The following is a 325-nucleotide window of genomic DNA, read 5'->3' on the forward strand; positions in this document are numbered from 1 at the left end:
AGAATGGAAGCTCCGCCCGGTGGATGCGGCGAAGGGCGACATACGCCGGCAGATAGCTGATACCGTCAAGCCGTTGCTCAAGCTCTACCGCTTCCAGTCGATGGGCGAGTTCCGGGCGTTGCTCTCCTTATACAACATAGGCATGGAGGAAGTCAGGGGCGAAGCGGGCGGACGCGCCTATCACGGCATTGTCTATACGGCATTGGATGCGGACGGGAACAAGGTGGCGACCCCCATCAAGTCGGCACGGCTGGGCAGGATGGCGGGTGCGGAGGGGCTGCAACGGCGCATGGAGTGGTCGGCTTCCCGAATCAGGGCGGACGGC

The 325-nt window shown here is 63.4% G+C and carries 1 pseudogene; it reads left to right on the forward strand.

Features of this window, described 5'->3' with window-relative positions:
* Positions 1-325: pseudogene (locus M3090_RS15735) on the forward strand (mobilization protein); the annotation flags it as partial.

It is taken from the genome of Bacteroides sp. ET71, assembly GCF_023336905.1.
GTDB lineage: Bacteria > Bacteroidota > Bacteroidia > Bacteroidales > Bacteroidaceae > Bacteroides.